This is a genomic window from Deinococcus marmoris DSM 12784, from assembly GCF_000701405.1.
Lineage (GTDB): Bacteria > Deinococcota > Deinococci > Deinococcales > Deinococcaceae > Deinococcus > Deinococcus marmoris.
This window is the reverse complement of record NZ_JNIV01000223.1, coordinates 1-1,822: the sequence shown is the minus strand read 5'-3', so window position 1 is coordinate 1,822 and position 1,822 is coordinate 1. Positions and strand designations below refer to the sequence as shown.

2 protein-coding genes are annotated in these 1,822 nt (G+C 59.7%); both read right to left on the bottom strand.

From position 1 onward, the window contains the following. Positions 1 to 77 precede the first annotated feature (77 nt). Entirely contained in the window at positions 78 to 569 is a 492-nt protein-coding gene (locus Q319_RS0123380; RefSeq protein WP_029484776.1) for a hypothetical protein, read from the bottom strand. 17 nt (positions 570 to 586) lie between these two features. Beyond that, a complete protein-coding gene (ahbA, locus tag Q319_RS0123375; RefSeq protein ID WP_029484775.1) occupies positions 587 to 1,642 on the bottom strand; it encodes a siroheme decarboxylase subunit alpha in 1,056 nt (351 codons plus the stop codon). Positions 1,643 to 1,822: the final 180 nt, after the last annotated feature.

Sequence of the window (1,822 nt, the reverse complement as noted above, 5' to 3'; positions counted from 1 at the left end):
CTTAAACTGGGCTTGGGTCAGGTCCGACGAGTAAGGCTTGCGTTTCACACCTCAAGCTTGCCACCGGGTCTGACCCTTTATAAACGCGCTCTAAGTGTTCGGACGAGGCGAAAATTGGGCAACCCGAGTCTGGCCCCGTGTTCTGTCTCTTCAGCAAGCGTGAGTCGCCCCACAGTTCTGATAGCGTCCCAATGTAGTAAGACATTGAATCGCTCATAAATCTCTGGCAGGTGCTGCGGGTCTGAACGCGTCAGACAGCATTCCGTCTCAATAAAGAACATCCATTCCTGCTCTGGATCGGCTTCCAGATACTGCCGCCCCATGAAATAATCGCCTTTTACTCCATCAGAATAGGTGTGACGGAACTGAAATGCGGCGTTGGCGGCGGGATCAGTCATGGCCCACTGCAACGCGCCCCCAACCTCACGGCTGATCCTGGGCTTCTGATTTTCAAGCATCTGTCGCTGCTCGCCTGTCACATTCCTGGCCCAGACCCTGTCCTGCGCGGCCCAGACCGGAGTCTGCTGAAGGTTGACACGAAAACGTGCGGGGTCAAATCCGAAAGCCATACCTCTATCTTGGCAGCTCAGACTCCCAGATTCGCCCGCTCCCACTCGTAGAACTCGGGCTTATAGAACTCCAGCCGGATTTTCTTGTATTCCTTCGTCGAATACAGGATGTCGTAGTCCACGCCGCTGGCCACCTCTTCCTCAATGGCCGCGATCTTGCCGAACGCCTCTTCCTTGCTGCGTCCGTGAACCATCGTGAAAATGGTGTAGGGCCATTCCGGGTAGGTGGGGCGCAGGTAGCAGTGGGATACGGCCTTGAATTCGGCCATCTGACGGCCCACCTCGGACACGTCCTCCTGCGGCACGGCCCACACGCCCATCGCGTTGAAGGTAAAGCCCGCCTTCTGGTGGCGGAATACAGCGGACACGCGGCGCAGGGCACCAGCCGCCTTCATCTTCTCGGCGTGCGCGGCCACCTCGGCAATGCTCAGGCCCAGCGCGGCGCAGGCGTCGGCGTAGGGTTCCTCGGTCACGGGCAGGTCTTTCTGGAACTCGGTCACGAAGGCGCGGTCCAGATCGGTGACCTCATAGCCGATATTGCGCTGTTCGGAGGTGTACTGCGGCGCTGCTTTGGCGTTCCAGTCTTCCTTGCCGGTCATGTCAAACTCCACACCAATCTTGAACAGGTGCAGCGTGGGCATCAGCCGGGTCAGGCGTGCGCCGCTCTGCTCGTGCAGCTTCTGAACGTGCGCTTCCAGGTCACTCTCGGGGGGCACGGCAATCGTGTACCACAGGTTAAAATCGTGATTGCGCTTGTAGTTGTGGCTGACGCCGGGGTGGCCGTTCACGATCTCCGCGCCCGCGTCCAGTTGATCCACATCGTGAACCGCCGCCACCAGACTGCTCTGATAGCCCAGTGTGCGCGTGTCGAAGATGGCGCTGACCTGCCGCAGCACGCCCTCGGCCTTGACCTCGCGCAGAATCTCCAGCGCCTCGGCCTCGCTCAGCCCAACTTCCTCGGCAATCACCTGATAAGGGCGCTGCACGATGGGAATGTTTTTCTGAATGCGGTTGAGAAGCTGCTCACGCGCCGTGGGGAGCGTGGTTTCTGGGGCGGGTGAGGTGGCGGTCATGGCCGTAGAATAGGCCGTGCAGGGCGGCGAAACGTCCCCGAACGAGCGGTCAGGCGTCAGGGATGTAGCGGTCAAGTCGCTCAGAATGGCGATTGGTCTCGGAGGTCAAGTGAGGAATGAGGACACCGCCAGGCAGGCTCTCGCTTTCAGTACCGGACAACTTGCGTTTAAGTGGCGCTG